At 72.4% G+C, this 17,592-nt stretch carries 17 protein-coding genes and 1 pseudogene; 8 read left to right on the forward strand and 10 right to left on the reverse strand.

Annotation, left to right across the window (positions count from 1 at the left end; translation table 11 throughout):
• Positions 1-201: pseudogene (locus ACSNOG_RS16920) on the forward strand (PadR family transcriptional regulator); the annotation flags it as partial.
• A gap of 140 nt (positions 202-341) precedes the next feature.
• On the opposite strand, the gene ACSNOG_RS16925 reads toward ACSNOG_RS16920, so the two are convergent.
• The 3 genes from ACSNOG_RS16925 to ACSNOG_RS16935 form a co-directional block, all read right to left on the reverse strand.
• A complete protein-coding gene (locus tag ACSNOG_RS16925) occupies positions 342-1,103 on the reverse strand; it encodes an amino acid ABC transporter ATP-binding protein (protein ID WP_436753463.1) in 762 nt (253 codons plus the stop codon).
• Positions 1,100-1,996, reverse strand: coding sequence for an amino acid ABC transporter permease (locus tag ACSNOG_RS16930; protein ID WP_436753494.1), 897 nt, complete (start codon positions 1,994-1,996; stop codon positions 1,100-1,102). The genes ACSNOG_RS16925 and ACSNOG_RS16930 overlap by 4 nt, the downstream gene beginning before the upstream one ends.
• 467 nt (positions 1,997-2,463) lie before the next feature.
• Positions 2,464-3,429: an ABC transporter substrate-binding protein gene (locus ACSNOG_RS16935; protein WP_436753464.1), complete on the reverse strand. Its 966-nt coding sequence runs from the start codon at positions 3,427-3,429 to the stop codon at positions 2,464-2,466.
• 621 nt (positions 3,430-4,050) lie between these two features.
• Here ACSNOG_RS16935 and ACSNOG_RS16940 point away from each other — a divergent pair.
• From ACSNOG_RS16940 to ACSNOG_RS16950, 3 genes are all read left to right on the forward strand, one after another.
• Positions 4,051-5,262, forward strand: coding sequence for an NAD(P)-dependent malic enzyme (locus ACSNOG_RS16940; RefSeq protein WP_436753465.1), 1,212 nt, complete (start codon positions 4,051-4,053; stop codon positions 5,260-5,262).
• 359 nt (positions 5,263-5,621) lie between these two features.
• On the forward strand, positions 5,622-6,584 hold the full coding sequence (locus ACSNOG_RS16945; RefSeq protein WP_436753466.1) for a zinc-binding dehydrogenase: 963 nt from the start codon (positions 5,622-5,624) through the stop codon (positions 6,582-6,584).
• A gap of 7 nt (positions 6,585-6,591) precedes the next feature.
• Entirely contained in the window at positions 6,592-8,016 is a 1,425-nt protein-coding gene (locus tag ACSNOG_RS16950) for a cellulase family glycosylhydrolase (RefSeq protein ID WP_436753467.1), read from the forward strand.
• 48 nt (positions 8,017-8,064) lie between these two features.
• Here ACSNOG_RS16950 and ACSNOG_RS16955 read toward each other — a convergent pair whose 3' ends face one another.
• A complete protein-coding gene (locus tag ACSNOG_RS16955; RefSeq protein ID WP_436753468.1) occupies positions 8,065-8,436 on the reverse strand; it encodes a hypothetical protein in 372 nt (123 codons plus the stop codon).
• An 81-nt stretch (positions 8,437-8,517) separates the two neighbouring features.
• Here ACSNOG_RS16955 and ACSNOG_RS16960 point away from each other — a divergent pair, with 81 nt between their 5' ends.
• Positions 8,518-9,165: a CGNR zinc finger domain-containing protein gene (locus ACSNOG_RS16960; protein ID WP_436753469.1), complete on the forward strand. Its 648-nt coding sequence runs from the start codon at positions 8,518-8,520 to the stop codon at positions 9,163-9,165.
• Here the strand turns inward: ACSNOG_RS16960 and sodX are convergent.
• The gene (sodX, locus tag ACSNOG_RS16965) at positions 9,051-9,521 is read right to left on the reverse strand and encodes a nickel-type superoxide dismutase maturation protease (RefSeq protein ID WP_436753470.1); all 471 of its coding nucleotides are present in this window, start codon (positions 9,519-9,521) and stop codon (positions 9,051-9,053) included. The two genes, ACSNOG_RS16960 and sodX, sit on opposite strands and share 115 nt — an antisense overlap.
• A 146-nt stretch (positions 9,522-9,667) precedes the next feature.
• On the opposite strand from sodX, the gene sodN reads away from it, so the two are divergent.
• Positions 9,668-10,063 carry a superoxide dismutase, Ni gene (gene sodN, locus ACSNOG_RS16970; RefSeq protein ID WP_436753471.1) on the forward strand — a complete coding sequence of 132 codons (396 nt, stop codon included), beginning with the start codon at positions 9,668-9,670 and terminating at the stop codon, positions 10,061-10,063.
• Positions 10,064-10,147: 84 nt separating this feature from the next.
• Here the strand turns inward: sodN and ACSNOG_RS16975 are convergent, their stop codons facing one another.
• Complete coding sequence (locus ACSNOG_RS16975) at positions 10,148-12,901, reverse strand: HAD-IC family P-type ATPase (protein WP_436753472.1); 2,754 nt, start codon at positions 12,899-12,901, stop codon at positions 10,148-10,150.
• A complete protein-coding gene (locus ACSNOG_RS16980; RefSeq protein ID WP_436753473.1) occupies positions 12,885-13,298 on the reverse strand; it encodes an ArsR/SmtB family transcription factor in 414 nt (137 codons plus the stop codon). The genes ACSNOG_RS16975 and ACSNOG_RS16980 overlap by 17 nt, the downstream gene beginning before the upstream one ends.
• Before the next feature lie 161 nt (positions 13,299-13,459).
• On the opposite strand from ACSNOG_RS16980, the gene ACSNOG_RS16985 reads away from it, so the two are divergent.
• Positions 13,460-13,723 (forward strand): GlsB/YeaQ/YmgE family stress response membrane protein, encoded by a 264-nt coding sequence (locus tag ACSNOG_RS16985; RefSeq protein ID WP_436753474.1) that lies wholly within the window; start codon positions 13,460-13,462, stop codon positions 13,721-13,723.
• A 121-nt stretch (positions 13,724-13,844) separates the two neighbouring features.
• Here ACSNOG_RS16985 and ACSNOG_RS16990 read toward each other — a convergent pair whose 3' ends face one another.
• The gene (locus tag ACSNOG_RS16990; protein ID WP_436753475.1) at positions 13,845-14,507 is read right to left on the reverse strand and encodes an HAD family acid phosphatase; all 663 of its coding nucleotides are present in this window, start codon (positions 14,505-14,507) and stop codon (positions 13,845-13,847) included.
• A 252-nt stretch (positions 14,508-14,759) separates the two neighbouring features.
• Between ACSNOG_RS16990 and ACSNOG_RS16995 the strand changes: the two genes are divergently transcribed.
• The gene (locus ACSNOG_RS16995) at positions 14,760-15,632 is read left to right on the forward strand and encodes an RNA polymerase sigma factor SigF (protein ID WP_436753495.1); all 873 of its coding nucleotides are present in this window, start codon (positions 14,760-14,762) and stop codon (positions 15,630-15,632) included.
• Between the two features lie 207 nt (positions 15,633-15,839).
• On the opposite strand, the gene ACSNOG_RS17000 is transcribed toward ACSNOG_RS16995, so the two are convergent.
• Entirely contained in the window at positions 15,840-16,208 is a 369-nt protein-coding gene (locus ACSNOG_RS17000) for an ATP-binding protein (RefSeq protein WP_436753476.1), read from the reverse strand.
• 131 nt (positions 16,209-16,339) lie between these two features.
• A complete protein-coding gene (locus tag ACSNOG_RS17005) occupies positions 16,340-17,548 on the reverse strand; it encodes an MFS transporter (RefSeq protein WP_436753477.1) in 1,209 nt (402 codons plus the stop codon).
• Positions 17,549-17,592: the final 44 nt, after the last annotated feature.

A 17,592-nucleotide genomic window follows, 5' to 3' on the forward strand; every position in this document is an offset into this window, starting at 1 on the left:
GCCCCCGAGTGGGCCGAAGCCCCCGGCACCCCTTCCGCGGACCCGGCCCGCGACCTGGACCGCCTCCTGGACCGCTTCCGCGACGACATCCGCGACACGGCCCGCGACCACGGCGTGACCGCGGCCCAGCTGACCGAATCCCGCCGCCACCTGGCCGACGCCGCGGCCCGCATCACGGCCCTGCTCCGCCCGGGAGACTGAGGTGCGGGCAGGACAGGCGCCGGGGCCGCGTCAGGCGGTGAAGACGTTCAGCTTCGCACCCGTCACCCGTCGTCCTCTGAACGGCGAAGGCGGTACGAGCCCGGGGCTCGTACCGCCTTCGCCGGTGCGTGCGAGTGCCGCTACAGCACCTTCGACAGGAACGCCTTCGTCCGGTCGTGCTGCGGGTTGGTGAGCACGTCGCGCGGGTTGCCCGACTCGACCACCACGCCCTGGTCCATGAAGACCACCGAGTCGCCGACCTCACGGGCGAAGCCCATCTCGTGGGTCACCACGATCATGGTCATGCCGTCCTCGGCCAGGCCCCGCATGACGTCCAGGACGTCACCGACGAGCTCCGGGTCGAGGGCCGAGGTGGGCTCGTCGAAGAGCATCAGCTTCGGCTCCATCGCCAGCGCCCGCGCGATCGCGACGCGCTGCTGCTGGCCGCCGGAGAGCTGCGAGGGGTAGTTCTCGGCCTTGTCGCCGAGGCCCACCCGGTCGAGCAGCTTCTTCGCCCGCTCCCGGGCGACGGCCTTCGTCTCGCCCTTGACCTGGACCGGCGCCTCCATGACGTTCGCCAGGGCGGTCATGTGCGGGAAGAGGTTGAAGCGCTGGAACACCATGCCGATGTCCCGGCGGTTCTTCGCGACCTCGCTGTCCTTGAGCTCGTAGAGCTTGTCGCCCTGCTGGCGGTAGCCGACCAGCTCGCCGTCGACGTACAGCCGCCCGGCGTTGACCTTCTCCAGGTGGTTGATGCACCGCAGGAAGGTGGACTTGCCGGAGCCGGAGGGGCCGATGAGGCAGAACACCTCGCGCGGGGCGACCTCCAGGTCGATGCCCTTGAGGATGTGGGCCGCGCCGTAGGACTTGTGGACGCCCTCGGCCTTCACCATTGCGTTCATGCGCTGACGCCTCCCGACGGACGGTTGCTGAAGGAGGCCAGGTTGACCTTGATCTTCTGCCATGGGGTGAGCGGCAGGCTGCGCAGCGAACCGCGAGCGTAGTGCCGCTCCAGGTAGAACTGACCGACGCTGAAGACGCTGGTCAGGATGAGGTACCACGTGGCGGCGAGGAAGAGCATCTCGACGGTGGCGCCGGTGGTCTGACCGATGTCGGAGGTGGACCGCAGGAGTTCGAGGTACTGCGCGGCGCTCGCCGCCAGCGACGAGGTCTTCAGCATGTTGATGAACTCGTTGCCGGTGGGCGGCACGATCACCCGCATGGCCTGCGGGAGGACGATCCGGCGCAGGGTCCGGCCCTGGCTCATGCCCAGCGCGTGGGCGGCCTCGGTCTGGCCCTCGTCGACGGACTGGATGCCGGCCCGGACGATCTCGGACATGTAGGCGGCCTCGTTGAGGCCCAGGCCGAGGAGCGCCGCCATGAACGGCGTCATGAAGTCGCTCATCTCGTCCTGGTAGATCGGACCCAGGTTGATGTACGGGAAGATCAGAGCGAGGTTGAACCACAGCAGCAGCTGGACGTAGACCGGGGTGCCCCGGAAGAACCAGATGTAGAGCCAGGAGACCGAGGACGTCACGGGGTTCTTCGACAGCCGCATCACCGCCAGCACGATGCCGAGCACGAGGCCCAGCAGCATCGCGAGGAGGGAGATGAGCACCGTCTTGCCGAGGCCCGTGATGACCGTCGAGTCGAAGAGGTAGTCGGGGATGGCGCTGTAGTGGACGTTCGCGGTGGCGAAGGCGTTGACCAGCAGGCCGAGGAGGCCGAGGACGAGGACGGCGGAGATCCACCGGCCGTAGTGGCGCACGGGGATGGCCTTGATGGCTTCCGGCACGACCGCGGTCTTGGACGCCGAGGACGAAGAGGAAGACGAGGAGGACGAGGACGCGGGCGCCGGGTCGTCGGCGGGGTCGTCCTTCTTGGCTGCGGGAGCGTCCTTCTTGGCGAGGTCCGGCTTGGCGTCCGACTTCTCTTCGGCCGCCTTCTTCTCGGCCGGCTTCTCTTCGGCGGCCTTCTCCTCGGCCGGCTTCTTCTCGGCCGGCTCGGCGTCGGCCTTCTCGTCGGCCTTTTCCGCCGCCTTTTCCGCGGTCTTCTCTTCGGCCTTCTCTCCGGCCTTCTCTTCGGCCGGCTTGCCGGCGGCGTTCTCGGCGGCCTTCTTCTCCGGTTCGGGGGTCCCGGCCGCCTTCTCGGCGGCCTCCTTCCCGGGCTCCGGCTGGACGTTCTCGTCCGGCTCCGGCTTTTCGGGGGAATCAGTCACGGGGTATGGCCTTTCAGCGTCCGTACGAGGGGAGGGAGAGAGGGTCAGGAACCGCCGTTGACCTTGGCTTCCTTGACGGCGCCGGCCTCGACGCCCCAGGTCTTCATGACCTTGTCGTACGTACCGTTCTTGATGATCGCGTCGAGGGCCGCCTTGAGCGCGTCCCTCAGCTGGGTGTTCTCCTTGCCGACGGCGATGCCGTACGGAGCCGCCTCCACCTGGTCGCCGACGACCTCGAAGTCGTTGCCGCCGCCCGAGGTCTTCACCGCGTAGGCCGCGACGGGGAAGTCGCTGGAGACGGCTTCCACGCCACCGGCCTTGAGGCGGGTCTGGGCCTCCAGGTCGGTGTCGAAGGCCTCGATGCTGATCTTGTCCTTGTCGTCCTTCTCGCACTTCTCGGACTGGGACTTCGCGAGGTCGTCGGAGACCGTGCCGCGCTGCACCGCGACCTTCTTGCCGCAGAGGTCCTCCCAGCCTCCGATGCCCTTGGTGTCGCCCTTCTTGGTGTAGAGCGAGACACCGGCGTTGAAGTAGTCGACGAAGTCGACGCCCTCGCCGACCTTCTTGCCGGTCTTGGAGTCGACGCCCTGCTGGCGGTCCTTGGTGTCCGTCATGGCGGACATCGCCATGTCGTACCGCTTCGAGCGCAGCCCGGTGACCAGGGCGTCGAAGGTGCCGTTGTTGAACTCGAACCGCACCCCCAGCTCCTTGCCCATGGCCGCGGCGATATCGGGGTCGATGCCGACGACCTTGCCGTCCTTCTTGAATTCCACCGGCGGGTAGGCGATGTCCGAGCCGACCTTGATGACGCCCGAGTCCTGGATCTTCTTCGGCAGCTTGTCGAAGAGGGGGGCCTTGGAGCCCTGGGCGCTCTGACCGGCCTCGTTACCGGTCTTGTCGCGCTGGTCACCACAGCCGGTGAGCAGCAGGGCGCCGGCGACCGCGATCGCGCCGGCGGCGGCCAAACGACTCCTGGCGGCAGCCGTGCGAGGGGTGGTGCTTGCGGTCATTGCTGGTTCCTCCTGCGGGTGAGGGGGTGGCCGGCCGTCGGACGGACACGGTGCAAACACGGGACAAACACAGGAAAACGCTGATGACGCACGAGGGGCAGAGCACACGCCCTTGGATGTCGCGACCTCGTGCGATTGGGGCATCTTGCCATCCGGACTGCACCATTCGGGGGCCTCGCTATGTCAAAATCGGATAACGGGCGATCCCCGTGCCGCATCAGGTCGGTACCAGGTCGGTCCGGAGTAACGGACTCAAGGGTTCCGCTTCTATGAGCCGCCGGGCGAGACGTATGTCACGCGCGCTCTGTCTCACTCCGTGGACTTATGCCCCCAGTTGACACCGTTCCGACCCGCGAACAGGGGCTGCTCCCGGCCGCGCCGCGACAACTCAGCGGGAACTCACTCGTAGGCCGTAGCGCTCATTTGATAGAAATGCCAGCCACACCCCGCACCAGGGGGAAGGGCGCGTGTGCGGCGCGCCCGGCATACGGATCCGTTCCGCGCGGCACCACCCCCCGCGTGCAGGTCATCTCGGTGGCCGGACACGGACGTGAAGCCCGACCCGCCCCGCAACCCAGGGCGGATACCCTCGACGGACATTCGACAAAGGGGTCAAATAAAGTGGCAGCGGAGATCGTGAATCCTCGCAGCGACAGCGGTCCGGACGATACTCGCGACGAGTTCTTCGATCCGGCGTTCGCGCTGCACCGGGGCGGCAAGATGGCCGTCCGGGCGACCGTGCCCGTGCGCGACAGGGACGACCTGTCCCTCGCCTACACGCCCGGCGTGGCGAAGGTGTGCAGCGCCATCGCGGAGCACCCGGAGCTCGTCCACGACTACACGTGGAAGTCCCAGGTCGTCGCCGTGGTCACGGACGGCAGCGCAGTGCTCGGGCTCGGTGACATCGGCCCGGAGGCCTCCCTGCCCGTGATGGAGGGCAAGGCGATCCTCTTCAAGCAGTTCGGCGGCGTGGACGCCGTCCCCATCGCCCTCGACTGCCGCGGCGTCGACGAGATCGTCGACACCGTCGCGCGCCTCGCGCCCTCCTTCGGCGGCATCAACCTGGAGGACATCTCCGCGCCGCGCTGCTTCGAGGTCGAGCGCAAGCTGCAGGAGCGGCTGGACATCCCGGTCTTCCACGACGACCAGCACGGCACGGCCGTCGTCACCCTCGCCGCCCTGCGCAACGCGGCCAAGCTCACCGGCCGGGCGCTGGGCGAGCTGCGCGCGGTGATCTCCGGCGCGGGCGCGGCCGGCGTGGCGATCGCCAAGATCCTCGTCGAGGCGGGCATCGGCGACGTGGCCGTCTGCGACCGCAAGGGCATCGTCTCCGGCGACCGCGAGGACCTCACCGAGGTCAAGCGCGACCTGGCCGGCTTCACGAACAAGGCCGGGCTCAGCGGCCCGCTCGCCGTGGCGCTGGACGGCGCGGACGTCTTCATCGGCGTCTCGGGCGGCACGGTCCCCGAGGAGGCCGTGGCCACCATGGCCAAGGACGCCCTGATCTTCGCGATGGCCAACCCCACCCCGGAGATCCACCCGGACGTCGCCCACAAGTACGCGGCCGTCGTCGCCACGGGCCGCAGCGACTACCCGAACCAGATCAACAACGTCCTGGCCTTCCCGGGCATCTTCGCGGGCGCCCTGCAGGTGCGCGCCTCCCGCATCACCGAGGGCATGAAGCTCGCCGCCGCGGAGGCCCTCGCGGCCGTCGTCGCGGACGAGCTGAGCGCCGAGTGCGTCATCCCCTCGCCGTTCGACGAGCGGGTGGCCCCGGCGGTGACCGCCGCCGTCGCGGCCGCCGCGCGGGCCGAGGGCGTGGCCCGGCGCTGACGCGCCGGCTGGCCGGCCGCAGGCGTACGAGCGCGTACGAGACCGGGCCGCACTTCCCTGCCGGGGGGTGCGGCCCGGTCGCCGTATCCGCCGTACTCGCCGTATCCGCCGTACCCTGCTCGTCGTATCCGGGAAGCCGGCAGCCGGTGTGTCAGCCGAGCCGCCGGACGAACACGTCGCCCGTGCCGTTGGTGTCACCGGGGACCAGCCCGCTGCCCCAGCTGTTGAAGACGGCGGTCCGGCCGGGCAGGTCGTCGGTCGCTCGCGACCCTCACCCGCTCGATGCGCGGGGCGGGGCGCGGCGCGCGTCACACCGCGGCGTGGTTTCGCCGGGCAGGCGGCGCGGCTAGGTTCGGATCATGTTCGCCGCCTACGCCGCACGCATCGACCGTGACCAGCCGCTCAACGGACTCGAGTTGGGGCAGCGCCCCGAGCCGGAGGCGCCCCCCGGGTGGACGGTCGTCCACGTCAAGGCCGCCTCCCTCAACCACCACGACCTGTGGTCGCTGCGCGGGGTGGGGCTCGGCGAGGAGGCGCTGCCGATGATCCTCGGCTGTGACGCCGCCGGAGTCGACGAGTACGGCAACGACGTCGTCGTCCACTCCGTCATCGGCCAGACCGGCCACGGCGTGGGCCCGACGGAGCCGCGCTCCATCCTCACCGAGCGCTACCAGGGCACCTTCGCCGAGCGCGTCGCCGTGCCCGCGTGGAACGTGCTGCCCAAGCCCAAGGAGCTCAGCTACGAGGAGGCCGCCTGCCTGCCGACCGCGTGGCTGACCGCGTACCGCATGCTGTTCACCAACGCGGACGTGCGCCCGGGGCAGAGCGTCCTGGTGCAGGGCGCCGGCGGGGGCGTGGCCACCGCCGCGATCGTCCTCGGCGCCGCGGCCGGCCTGCGCGTCTTCGCGACCAGCCGCGACGCGGCCAAGCGCGAGCGCGCGGTGGAGCTGGGCGCCGAGGGCGCGTACGAGCCGGGGGCCCGGCTGCCGCACCGCGTGGACGCCGTCATCGAGACGGTCGGCGCCGCCACCTGGTCGCACTCGGTCAAGTCCCTCAAGCCCGGCGGCACCCTGGTGATCTCCGGCGCGACGAGCGGGCCGAACCCGCCGGCCGCCGAGCTCAACCGCATCTTCTTCCTGGAGCTGAAGGTCGTCGGCTCGACCATGGGCTCCAAGGAGGAGCTGGCGGACCTGCTGAGCTTCTGCGCGGCGCGCGGCATCCGGCCCGTCATCGACTCGGTCCTGCCGCTGGACCGGGCGCGCGAAGGGTTCGAAAAGATGGCCGGTGGCGATCTGTTCGGCAAGGTCGTGCTGACGGTATGAACGGCGGATGCCGAAGAGACGCTTGCGCACGGCGGTCTCCCTCGCCGCGGCCGCGGTCCTGCTCCTCCTGACGCCCGGAACGCCCGCCGCGGCCCGTACGGACCCGGGCATCCCGCCGCTCACCGACGAACAGGGCCGCGCCCTCACCCTGCGCGGCTGGAACCTCGCGGACAAGGAGCACCGCGGCGACGAAGCCCTCGCGGACATCACGGAGCGCTCCCTGCGCGACATGGCCGCGCAGGGCTTCAACCTCGCCCGCCTCGCGGTCTTCTGGGACGACCTGGAACCGCGGCCCGGCCACTACAGCACGGCCTACCTCCGCAAGATCGAACGCGTGCTGGACTGGGCGCACCGGTACCGCGTCCGCGTCGTGATCGACGCCCACCAGGACGTCTACGGACCCGCCTTCGGCAGCCACCGCGGCATCCCCGCCTGGGCCACCCGCACCGACGGCCTGCCCTACCGGCCCCACCCCGACGACTGGTTCGCCGAGTACTTCGAACCGGCCGTCCAGGCCGCCTTTCAGCACCTCTACGAGGACGAGGACCTGCGCCGCGCCCAGGCCCGCATGTGGCAGGTCCTCGCGGGCCGGCTCGCCGGCCACCCCGCCGTCTTCGGCTACGACCTGATCAACGAGCCGATGGGCCGGATGCGCTCCGGCGAGAGCATCCCGGACGCGGCCCGCCGCATCGAATCCACGCAGATCACGCCCATGTACCAGCGCATCGCCGAGGCGATCCGGCGCGTCGACCGCCGCCACTGGCTGTTCGTCGAGCCCACGCCCGCCGCCGGCGAGGGCGTCCCGACGGGCCTCGGCCGCATCCGCGACCCCAAGGTCGTCTACGCCCCGCACTTCTACAACGCCGCCATGGAGGCCGGGCGCGACTACGACCCGGCGTCCGGCTGGCTGCCCGCGTACGAGGCGGCCGTCGTCCACTACCCGCGCGCGATGCGCGTCCCCGTCTTCGTCGGCGAGTGGGGCCCGCTGAACAGCTCCCTGCCGAACATGGGCCGCTTCTACGAGGACGCCCTCACCTCGATGTCCCGCTACGCGACGGGCTGGGCGAGCTGGCAGTGGTGCTACGGCGGCGCCTACTGCGCCATGGACGAGCACGGCCGCTTCCAGCCCAACAAGTCCCGCACGGCCGAGCCGTACGCGGCCGCCGTGGCGGGAACGGTACGCACCGCGTCCTACGACGCCGCGAAGGCCGTCTACCACCTGACGTACACCCCGACCCGGCACAGCACCACGGAACTGGTACTGCCACCCGCACCGCGGGGCTGGCACATCACCATCACCGGCCCGGCCCGGGCGGACGCCGAACGAGTCCCGGCGGGAGAACGGGGGACGGTGCGGGTGCGGGCGGGGGGCGGGACCGGGGAAGTCGAGGTGACGCTGCGAGGCGGGACGCTCACAACGCCGGGATCGTGAGCTGTGGCCTCACCTCGTCCAGGCGGGGCAGGGGGCGCGCGTCAGCGCTTAAGGGCCTTTCTCGTCACAGTGCCCCACAGTGGGGACACACGGCCCGCACGGTCCGCAGCTCGGCAGGAGCTGGGGCGGGGTGCAACGCTCGGCGGGCTTCAGTCCGTTACGGATGTAGGTCATGTTCGAAAACACCTCGATGGACAGCCCGGCCCGGTGGGCGCACCCCGCCGATGAACTGCACATCAGGGGTAGCCATCTCTGCCACTGATCGATGACGTGCTTCCAGTCGTCGACCATGGCGAGCATCACCCGGAACCGCTCCTCGCGGTCGGGCAGCCGCTCCTGCTGCCGGTCCCAGCTGTGCTGCCAGGCGTTCCGGTCCGTGCCGACGGCGGCCTCGGTCGTGAGGTTCCTCCGACGGGCCATGGCGTGTAATACCCTCGGTGCATCACCGCCCATTACAAGGGTGGCCGACCCGACCTGGACCGCCGCGCGTAAGGACCACAAGTGGAACTGGCCTATTACTCGGACTTCGCCGTGCGGCTGGTCAACAGCGAGGAGCCCGGCCGCGGCACCGACACGCTGACCTCCGTCGAGGCCGTGCGCGAGCTCTTCGGGCCCAGTGCGCAGGGGGCGCGGCGCGCGGGCGACAGTGACGTCACGCGGCTGCGGGCCGTCCGGGCGCGGCTGCGGGCCGTCTTCGAGGCCGCCGCCGAGGGCGACGAGGTGCGCGCCGTGGACCTGCTCAACGCGCTGCTGATGGAGTACCCGGTCAGCCCGCAGGTCTCCGGGCACGAGTACCGCGACGAGGACGGCCGCCCCAAGTGGCACATGCACATCGCCGATCACGCGGCCAACGCCGGTGCCTCGTACGCCGCCACCGCCTGCATGGGGCTGGCCGTGCACCTGACGGAGTACGGCGTCGACCGGCTGGGCATCTGCCAGGCGTCGCCGTGCCGCAACGCCTACCTCGACACCTCGACCAACCGCTCGCGCCGCTACTGCTCCGACCGCTGCGCCACCCGGGCCAACGTCGCCGCCTACCGGGCCCGCAAGCGCCTGGAGAGCCGCGCGGCCGACGCCCCGGCGGGCAGCGACCGCACCGGCCTGAGCGCCGAGGCCAGCCACGACAGCAGCGCGCCCGCCGAGCGCTGACCCGCCTGCGGGGGCCGTCGCAGCCGCACCAGCGCACGGGCCACCACCAGCTCCTCGGGCACCACGCCGAACTCCCGGCTGTCGTTCTCCACCAGCGGGTTGTCCCCGCGCACCCACCAGCCGCCCTCGCGCAGCTCCACGGCGCGCTTGACGATGAGCAGGTCCTGCCGGAACGGGTGGCGCAGCACCACCACGTCGCCCGGCCGCACCACCGCTCCGTACTGGACGACCAGCTGGTCGCCGGGGTTCAGCGTCGGCACCATCGACGGGTTGTAGACCTCGGCCAGCCCGATCCGCAGCAGTCCGCGACGCTCGCGGTCCAGCTCCTGCCCGCGCTCGTCCACCTGCTCCTGCACCGCGGCACCTCCCGGTCCGTAATCCTCCACCAGTCCCAGACTGACACTGGACTTTTGTCCTAAGCCCCCCGGGGCACCCGAGAAAAGCCTTCCCACACCGAGTAATCTCGCACCTGAGAAGACGATCACGAGGAAGGACAGCTCTTATGCTCTCCCGCCTGTTCGCACCCAAGGTGCGAGTCAGCGCCCACTGCGACCTGCCCTGCGGTGTCTACGACCCCGCCCAGGCGCGCATCGAGGCAGAGTCGGTCAAGGCCGTCCAGGAGAAGTACCAGGCGAACGAGGACGCGGACTTCCGCGCCCGTGCGCTCATCATCAAGGAGCAGCGCGCGGAGCTCGCCAAGCACCACGTCTCGGTGCTCTGGAGCGACTACTTCAAGCCGCCGCACTTCGAGAAGTACCCCCAGCTGCACCAGCTGGTCAACGACACCCTTAAGGCCCTGAGCGCGGCCAAGGCGTCCAACGACCCGAAGACGGGCGAGAAGGCGCTGGAGCTCATCGCGGAGATCGACCGCATCTTCTGGGCGACGAAGCAGGCCTGATCAGGCGGCCTAGCGCGCTGTCCGCACCGCACCCGGTCCCCGGCTTCCTCCTCGCGAGGAGGCCGGAACGGACCGGGTGCGCTGCTATGTGCGGGTGCGGGCCTTGGCGCGTGCCACCGCCAACGCCGCCCCGTACAGCGTCAGGACGACGGCCATCAGGCCGTAGGAGAGCGGCGGCAGGGCCGTCATGCCCAGGGGCGGGCCGAGGGGGGACAGCGGCAGGAGCAGGCCCGCGACGGCGAGGCCCGCGGTCGCCAGGAGGACCGGCGGCGGGACGCGGCGCTCGGCCGCGTCCCTGCCCGCGCGGAGCAGGAGGATGACCAGGGCCTGGGTCAGCAGGTTCTCCGTGAACCAGCCCGCGTGGAAGGCCGCCTGGCCGCCGGGGCCCGCGCTGGTGTGCGCGGTGAGGGCCAGTACCCCGAAGGTGGCGAGGTCCGCGGCCGCGTTCAGCAGGCCGAAGACCGTCATGAAGCGGAACAGGGCGCGCGGGCGCAGCACCACGGGGCGCAGGTGGGCCGTGGCCCCGGGCCGGTCGAAGGCGAGGGCGAGCTGGGCCGCGTCGAAGCACAGGTTCTGCACGAGCACCTGCGCGGGCAGCATCGGCAGGAACGGCAGCAGCAGTCCCGCGGCCAGCATCGCGATGACGTTGCCCAGGTTGGACGAGAGCGTGATGCGCAGGTACGCGGCGATGTTGCCGGTGCTGCGGCGGCCGGTGACGACGGCCCGGTCGAGGGCGGTGAGGTCCTTCGAGGCGAGCACCACGTCGGCCGCCTCGCGCGCCACGGGCACCCCGTCGCGGGGGCAGATGCCCACGTCGGCGGCGCGCAGCGCGGCGAGGTCGTTGACGCCGTCGCCGAGGAAGCCGGTGGTGGCGCCGGCGGTGCGCAGGGCGCGGACGACGCGGGCCTTGTGCTCGGGTGTGCAGCGGGCGAAGACGGTGGTGCGGGCCGCGAGCCGGGCGAGTCCGGCGTCGTCGGCCGCGTCGATCCGGGCGGCGGTCAGGGGCTCGCCGGGGTCGAGCCCCAGGTCCCGGCAGGCCCGGGCGGCCGTGCCGGGATGGTCGCCGGTGAGGACCTTGACCGTCACGCCACGGCCGGCGAGGACGGCCAGGGCCTCCGCGGCGGTGGGCGCGAGGGCGTCGTGCAGCCCGACGAAGCCGGCGAAGGTGAGCTCCCGCTCGTCCTCGGGGACGTACGGGCTCCCGCTCGCCGGGCGCTCGGCGAGGGCGACGGCGAGCACCCGCAGCCCGCTCGCGGCGAGGGCGTCCGCCCGGGCGGCGAGGCGGGCGCGGTCCGCGGGGCCGAGGGCGCGGCCGGTGGTGAAGCGCGCACCGGGCCCGCGGCCGGCTTCGGTGTCCCCCGCTCCGTCCGAGGCGCCGTCCGCCACCCGCGTGCACCGCTCCAGGACGTCCTCCGCGGCGCCCTTGACCACGAGGACGTACGTGGGTGCGGGGCCGCGTCCGGCCGTGAGCGTGCGGACGTTGCCGGGCAGCGGCAGCGGCACCGTACCGCCCGGGGCATCACCACCCGGGGCATCACCGCCCGCCCCGTAGCCGCCTTCTGCGCAGCCGCCCGGCTCGTACCCGCCCGGCACGCGCACGAGCGCCGAAGCGATCCGGCGCCCGGGGCCGCACGGCAGCGCCGCGACGCCCTCGACGCGGTCCGCGCCGCCGCCCCGTTCCTCGTCGGCGTCGAGGAGCGCTTCGTCGAGGGCGTCCGGGGCGGGCAGCTCGGCCAGGTGCAGCGTCCAGAGCGCGGCCACGGCTGCCCAGTGCAGCACGGCCGGGTCCTCGCGGCCCTCCGCGTCGACCGCGCGGGCGAACACCGGGCGGTCCTGGGTGAGGGTGCCCGTCTTGTCGACGCACAGCACGTCGACGGCGCCGAGGTCGTGCAGCGCGGGCAGCCGCCGGACGATCACCTCGCCGCCGCGGGCGAGGAGGGCCGCCCCGCGCGCCAGGGCCGTCGTGACGACGACCGGCAGCATCTCGGGGGTCAGTCCCACCGCCACCGCGACGGCGAACGGCAGCGTCTCCATGCCGCGGCCGCGCACCAGCGCGCTCGCGAGCAGCACCAGCGGCGCGACGAGCAGCATGCACCGCACCAGCGTCCAGGCGATGCCGTTCACGGAGCGGTCGAAGGGGCCGGGGCTCCGGCGGCCGCGCTCCTGCGGGAGGGCGCCGGACAGGACGGTGTCGGCGCCGGTGGCGACGACGACGCCGGTCGCGGTGCCGGAGACGACGCTGCTGCCCTGGAGGCACGGGTCGCCGGGCGCGCTCCTGGCGACGGGTGCGGACTCACCCGTCAGCGCCGCCTCGTGCACGGTCAGACCGGTCGTCCGCAGCAGCCTCAGGTCGGCGGGGACGAGGTCGCCGGGGGCGAGGAGGACGACGTCGCCCGGCACGAGCTGCTCGACGGGCAGCTCGCGGGTGACCGGCTCCTCCGTCTCCGCGGGACGGCGGCGGACGGTCGCGGTGGTGGCCAGCAGCTCGCGCAGGGCGGCCGCGGAGCGGTCGGCGCGGTGTTCGCCGGTCGCCCGCAGCACGCAGCTGACCGTGACGAGGACGGCGATCACACAGGCGGTGCCCCAGGAGGCGAGGGCCGCCGAGACCAGGCCGAGGCAGGACAGGACGGCGGTGAAGGGATCGCGCAGGCTGCGGGCGAAGCGGCGCGGCCAGGGGTCGGGGCGGCGCCCGGGGAAGACGTTCTCGCCGTGGCGCGCGAGCCGCTCGTCGGCCTCGGCCTCCGGCAGCCCGCGGGGCCCGCTCTCCAGCGCGCGCAGGACCTCCAGGGTGGTGCCGGTGCTGCCTCGCGCGGCGGAGCGGTCAGGCGCCCAGGCCATGGAGGCGCCCGGTACGGGCGGCGCCGCGCCCGCCGCCCGCCGCCCCGGCCTCGCGGTCTGCGAGCTGGCCCACCATGAGCCGGACGATCGCGACGACGTGCGGGTCGTCCACGAGGTAGACCATGCGGCGCCCCTCGCGGCGCGAGCGCACGAGCCCGGCCAGCTTCAGCTTCGCCAGGTGCTGGCTGATCGCGGGGAGCGCGCCGCCCACCCGCTCGGCGAGGGCCGTGACGTCGCTCTCGCCCTGGGCGAGGGCCCAGACCAGGTGGAGCCGGGCGGGCGAGGCGAGCAGCCCGAAGGCCGCGGCCGCCTCGGTGAGCACGTCCGCCGAGGGGTCGCCGAGGCCTTCGCCGAAGTCCTCTTCGACGTCCTCGAAGCTTCCGACACCTGCGGCCACTGTCGCTCTCCCGTTCCTGCCGCGCGTCCCTGTGCCCGGCACGACCAGTCTAGGCAGGGCGCGGGGAGCGGACGGGCGGACATGCGCCGCCCGGCGGCGGGGCAGAAGTACCGAGAGCAACCGGCCCGGAACGGCGGCAACAGGCTGTAGAAGGGGGACCTGTGGAAATCTCCGGAATTTTCAGTGCGATCGTCATCGGTGTGATCATCGGCGTGCTCGGCCGGCTCGTCGTGCCGGGGCGCCAGCACATCGGGGTGCTGTGGACGATCGTGGTGGGCATCGCCGCCGCGTTCCTGGGCGCGGCGATCGCCCACTGGCTGGGTGTCGACGACACCAAGGGGGTCGACTGGATCGAGTGGCTCATCCAGATCGGGCTGGCCGCGCTGGGAGTGGCCGCGCTCGACCGGTGGAAGGCGCAGCGCTGAGACGTACGAAGTCCCAAGACGTACGAAGTCCCGAGACATGCGAAGTCCCGAGACGTACGGGCTCCCGAGACGTACGGGCTCCCAAGACGTACGGGCTCCCGAGACGTACGAGATCCGGCGGCTACGACAGCTTGCCGTCGTAGTCCGGCAGCTTGAAGGTCCGCTCCGCGTGGCCGCCCACGAGGTCGGTGGTGTTGTTCCCGATGTTCGCGATGATCGAGTACCCCTGCTTCTCGATCTCCGCGCGCTTGGCGGTCTTGTACGTGCTCACGTCCTGAAAGAGGTCCGGGAGGTGCCGCACGTACAGGCCGCTGACGGGGTAGCCGACCTCGCGCAGGTTGTGCTCGGTGAGCGAGTCGAGGATGCCGGGGCGGGCGGTGACGAAGAAGACCGCGGCCCCCCGGGCGTGCGCGTAACGCGTCAGCTCCAGCACCGGGGCGATGGCCGGCGTGGGGTAGGTCCAGTGGAAGTCGGTCTCCAGGGAGCTGTTGTCGATGTCGAGGACGACGGCCTGCTTCCGGCCCTGCGCGTTCTCCGTCCGCTCCTTGACGTAGGGCAGGGCACGGTCGATGACGGCCTTCACGTCGCGCTGCCAGACGGTGTAGTCCACGCCCTTGAGCCCCGCGGGCCCGGACGTCCGGGAGGCGCTCTCCGTGGCGGCGGCCGGGCGGGCGGCGGGGGCGGCGGCGGTCGCATCCGTCGTCGTGGCGGCCGTCGCCGCCGTGGCCAGGGCGGTGAGGGCGAGGGCAACTGCGGTGCGGCGGGGGGGTATCGGTGCGGTCATGAACGGCATGATCACGCCCGTCGGTGACGGACGGGGAACGTCCGGATGGCCGTCCGGCATCGCTGGGCCACCCACCGCGTGCACCCGGCTTCCGCCGCGTGCGCCGGCTCCCACCGCTGCGCGCCCCCGCTCCTTCCCTGCGCTCCGTTCCTTCCGCTTGTGCGCACCTTCCGCGAATCGGCATGCATGGGCCACGGGTCGCCGGGTAGGCGCTCGGAGGTCACCTACGGATCTGGGGAGGACGATGTGACCATCACGGCATCCACGGTTACGACAGGGCATTCGGGGGCTGTTCCGCAGCACCTCGAAGAAGCGGTCGGGGGGCTGCCGTACATCGAGGACGCGTCCACAGTGGCGCCACGCGACGCCCGCGCGCTGTCCGGGCTGTTCTTCGCCCGCCTGCGGGAGCTGGAGGAGGGTACGCACGCGTACCAGTACGCGCGGAACACCCTCATCGAGATCAACCTCTCGCTCGTCCGCTTCGCCGCCTCCCGGTTCCGCAGCCGCGGCGACCAGATGGAGGACATCATCCAGGTCGGCACGATCGGCCTGATCAAGGCCATCGACCGGTTCGACCTCTCGCGCGAGGTGGAGTTCACCACCTTCGCCGTGCCGTACATCGTGGGGGAGATCAAACGGCACTTCCGCGACACCGGCTGGTCGGTGCACGTGCCGCGGCGCCTGCAGGAGCTGCGCGTCGAGCTGGCCAAGGCCACCAGCGAGCTCTCGCAGGAGCTCGACCACTCGCCGACGCCGGCGGAGCTGGCCGAGCACCTCGGGATCAGCCGCGAGGAGGTCGTCGAGGGCATCGTCGCCGGCAACGGCTACACGGCCGGTTCCATCGACGTGCCCGTGGACGACGGCTCCGAACAGTCCGGCACCACCTACGCCGACCGGCTCGGCGGGCTCGACCCCGCCATCGAAGGCGTCGAGAACCTGCACGCGCTCAAACCGCTCGTCGCCGAACTCGACGAACGCGACCGGCAGATCCTGCGCATGCGGTTCGGCGGGGAGATGACGCAGTCCGAGATCGGCGCGGAGCTGGGGATCTCGCAGATGCACGTGTCGCGCCTGCTGACACGGATCCTGACGCGACTGCGGGCGGGGATGCTGGGACATAAGTAGCCCCGCGGGGGGCTGCACCGCGCGGCCACGCGCCGACGGTGCCGACGGTTGTGGGTCTTCGCCGTTGCGGCGGACTGATTGTTCCGCCGCAACGGCGAAGCACCGCAATAGCACCAGAAGCACTGCAAGAGCACCACGATGGCAAAAAGCACCCCGACGGCCAGTCCCGGCGGTGCCGAGCCGGGCCGCAGGACTACCGCCGCAGGACTACGCCGCGGCCGGGCCCAGCCACGTGGCCCGTACGGTCTTGCCGTCCGGGCGCCGGTCCACCTCCAGCAGGCCGGCGAGCCGCTCGACCATGTGCCAGCCCAGCCCCCCGCCGCCGCCGAAGTCCGGCGGGCGCGGCTGCGGCGGACGCGGGCTCGCGTCCGCGATCTCGACGACGAGGCGGCCCTGCACCGCCCGCACGCACAGCCGCCACCAGCCGCCCGCGTGCCGTATCGCATTGGTGACCAGCTCCGAGACCACCAGGACGACGGCGTCGGGGTCCGCCCACGGGCAGTGACGAGCCAGGAACTCCGCCGTCGCGTGGCGCGCCCGGGCGGCGTCCCCGTACGGGGCTTCGATCACAACCATCCGGCGGCTCCCTCGTCGCTGCTGTCCTGACCTGGTTCTTCACCTCTGTCGACCGGCGTATACCCAGCGATCGCCGGGTCATGACCTCCGTTGAGGAGGGGTTCGTCACGGATGTTCCCCGAGCGGGGACGTCAGGTACGGTCCCCGGCCGTGGCCCGGGCCGCCGCCCTCGCGCGCGGCGGGCGGCGGCCGGGCGACCGCACCGTCAGCACCACGGCCGCCCCTGCCACCAGCAGCCCGCCCAGCCACAGGGCCGCCGGCAGCGACACCGCGTCCGCCACCCGGCCGCCCAGCAGGGCCCCCAGGGCGATCGCCGTGTTGAAGGCCGAGACGAACAGTGCCGAGGCCGCCTCCCGCGATCCCGGCGCCGCCGCCGTCAGCAGCCCCTGCGTGGAGACCGACACCCCGCCGTACGCCAGCCCCCACACCACGATCAGGGCACCGGCCGCGACCGCCCCGCCGGACGGCACCGACACCGCCGGCAGCACGGCGGCCAGCGCGACCGCGATCACCAGCAGGGCGCGGCGGGGGCTGCGCGCGGCGGCCGCGCCCGCCAGGAAGTTCCCGGCCACGCCCGCCACGCCGTACGCGAGCAGCAGCCCGCTGATCAGTCCGGCCCCCGCCCCGGACGCCCGCTCCAGGACGGGCCGTACGAAGGTGTAGCCGGCGAAGTGACCGGCCACGATCAGGACCACGACCAGCAGGCCCGCCCGTACGCCCGGGACGCGCAGCAGCCCTGCCACCTCCCGCGCCCGGACGGCCCGTTCCGCCGGCAGCGGCGGCAGCAGCACGGCGAGCGCCGCCGTCACGGCGAGGCAGACCACGCCCATGCCCGCGAACGCCGCCCGCCAGCCCGCGAGGGAGCCGGCCAGGGCGCCGGCCGGCACACCGAGCACGGACGCGACCGCGATGCCGCTGAAGATCAGTGAGGTGGCCGCACCCACGGACCGCTCCGGCACCAGCCGTACCGCCAGCCCCGCCGCCACGGCCCACACGCCCCCGATGCACACGCCCACCAGGACCCTCAGCCCCACGAGCACCGCGATGTGGCCGGCCAGCGCCGACAGCAGGTTGGCCACGCCCAGCAGGGCCATGAGCCCCACGAGCACCCACCGGCGGTCCAGCCGCCCGGCGGCCGCCGTCACGGCGGGCGCGGCGACCGCCGCCACCAGCCCCGGCACGGTCATCGTCAGTCCGGCCGTCCCGGCCGGGACGCCCAGCCCGGAGCCGATCGGGGTGAGCAGCCCCACGGGCAGCATTTCGCTCGTCACGACCGAGAACGTCGCGGCGGCCACCGCCACCACGGCGGGCAGGCCGCCTTGTGCTTCCGCCTTCTTCATGAGCCTCAGCCTCGGCGGCGGTGCGGTGGGGAACAACGCCGGAC

This window comes from Streptomyces sp. URMC 124 (assembly GCF_051386455.1).
Taxonomy (GTDB): domain Bacteria; phylum Actinomycetota; class Actinomycetes; order Streptomycetales; family Streptomycetaceae; genus Streptomyces.

Coding starts and splice junctions, on each gene's coding strand:
- ACSNOG_RS17005 (WP_436753477.1), bottom strand. CDS start 17,548: ATGAAGAAGGCGGAAGCACAAGGCGGCCTGCCCGCCGTGGTGGCGGTG.
- sodN (WP_436753471.1), top strand. CDS start 9,668: ATGCTCTCCCGCCTGTTCGCACCCAAGGTGCGAGTCAGCGCCCACTGC.
- ACSNOG_RS16925 (WP_436753463.1), bottom strand. CDS start 1,103: ATGAACGCAATGGTGAAGGCCGAGGGCGTCCACAAGTCCTACGGCGCG.
- ACSNOG_RS16990 (WP_436753475.1), bottom strand. CDS start 14,507: ATGACCGCACCGATACCCCCCCGCCGCACCGCAGTTGCCCTCGCCCTC.
- ACSNOG_RS16945 (WP_436753466.1), top strand. CDS start 5,622: ATGTTCGCCGCCTACGCCGCACGCATCGACCGTGACCAGCCGCTCAAC.
- ACSNOG_RS16955 (WP_436753468.1), bottom strand. CDS start 8,436: ATGGCCCGTCGGAGGAACCTCACGACCGAGGCCGCCGTCGGCACGGAC.
- ACSNOG_RS16975 (WP_436753472.1), bottom strand. CDS start 12,901: ATGGCCTGGGCGCCTGACCGCTCCGCCGCGCGAGGCAGCACCGGCACC.
- ACSNOG_RS16950 (WP_436753467.1), top strand. CDS start 6,592: ATGCCGAAGAGACGCTTGCGCACGGCGGTCTCCCTCGCCGCGGCCGCG.
- ACSNOG_RS17000 (WP_436753476.1), bottom strand. CDS start 16,208: ATGGTTGTGATCGAAGCCCCGTACGGGGACGCCGCCCGGGCGCGCCAC.
- ACSNOG_RS16935 (WP_436753464.1), bottom strand. CDS start 3,429: ATGACCGCAAGCACCACCCCTCGCACGGCTGCCGCCAGGAGTCGTTTG.